General features: G+C 25.2%; 3 protein-coding genes. All 3 read right to left on the bottom strand.

All coding sequences use genetic code 11. The features are described 5' to 3' along the window. Nucleotides 1–506 (bottom strand): chromosome replication/partitioning protein (locus tag BLO14_RS05875; protein ID WP_091974017.1); only part of this gene is annotated, 506 nt, incomplete at its 3' end. A gap of 54 nt (nt 507–560) precedes the next feature. After that, nucleotides 561–1,301 carry a ParA family protein gene (locus BLO14_RS05870; protein ID WP_091974015.1) on the bottom strand — a complete coding sequence of 247 codons (741 nt, stop codon included), beginning with the start codon at nt 1,299–1,301 and terminating at the stop codon, nt 561–563. Beyond that, on the bottom strand, nt 1,277–1,370 hold a 94-nt coding region (locus BLO14_RS06045), incomplete at its 5' end, for a DUF226 domain-containing protein (protein WP_143280340.1). The genes BLO14_RS05870 and BLO14_RS06045, both read right to left, overlap by 25 nt.

Below are 1,370 nucleotides of genomic sequence, written 5' to 3'. Positions count from 1 at the left end.
TGACTTTCAAAAAGTTCATCTAATAAAAACCCCGTAAATTTAGCATTACTTTTGTAAAAATCATAACTTTCTTTACTTTTAAGTTGAAATCTTAACGGCTTTATTGGGTTTTGTTTAGATTTTTTAACTGTATCTGAATTACTATTCCTTAAAAAGATTATAGTTTCTTTAATTCCATTTTCTAATAAAAAAAGTTCTTCTATGACACCATTTTCTATAGCTGATGCTATCTTTAAATATTCGTAAGTTTGACTTTTAGCTAACTTATAATTTTTTATAAAAGCATCAAAAGTTTTATAACCATCAAGCTTGTAGTATTCATTATCTTTTATTTCTTTTAAAATCTTCATACTTTCTATCTTATTATAAATTTCCTTTTGGAAATTAGATTTTAAACGTTCTTTTAATAAATTATAATGTTTTAATATTTCATCCTTGCTATTTAATTCCTTTTTTATTTCTTTTTTTGATATTACCCTATCATTTATTTTTATTCCTACATCCATAATTAAACTCCTATGATTTTTGTTAAGTAAATTCATCCAACTATCGGACAAATTTCATATTTTTGAAATAAACTTATTTAAAACGTTAATATACTCCTTTATATAATCTCTGTCTAGATCAAATCTATCGTTTTTTGCTATTCTTCTATTCAAATCTTCACGCTCTGATATTATCCCTAAAAATTTTTCTTTTTTTTGCAACATTTCTAATAAATCTTTGTGCGTTTTATTTTTTTTAAATTTTGTTACAAATAAAAATATTTTTGGCTTCAACTTTAATTTATCTGTAAAAAACTCCAAGAGCTGTAAACTCTCAATAGTCCATTTTTCTGCAGTCATTGGCACTATGACATGTTTACTAACAACTAAAGCATTGGATAATGTTGAATCCAAATGAGGATTGGTATCAAGGATTATAAAATCATATTTAAATTTTAAATATTTGAAACTATCTTTCAGTCTATGTTCCTTATAAGGCAGAGGTTCTTCGCTAAAGGTATGCAAACTTAAGTAGCTTGGTAACAAGTCAAATCCATTGTCAACATTAATAATTGCATCATTTACTAATTGATTTCCTTTTAAAACCTCATATATATTTTTCTCAAGCAAATCAAATTCACTTTCTATTATTTTTTTATAAAAATAACTAGTAACTGAGGCTTGAGTGTCCATATCTATTAAAAGCACTTTATTATCTTTTGCAAGTAATGTTGCAAGTATAATAGCACTTGTGCTTTTACCAACGCCACCTTTAATTGACGCAATTGTTATTATTTTAGGTTTTTTATTATCCATTTTGTTAGTGGTCCTTGTTCGGGGTATTTTTTCCCATAAAATTCATATACTTGTTTTTCTAAATCTGTA

It is taken from the genome of Borreliella japonica (genome assembly GCF_900099615.1).
Classification (GTDB): domain Bacteria; phylum Spirochaetota; class Spirochaetia; order Borreliales; family Borreliaceae; genus Borreliella; species Borreliella japonica.
The sequence above is the reverse complement of the archived record's forward strand: the minus strand, read 5'-3'. Positions and strand labels throughout refer to the sequence as shown.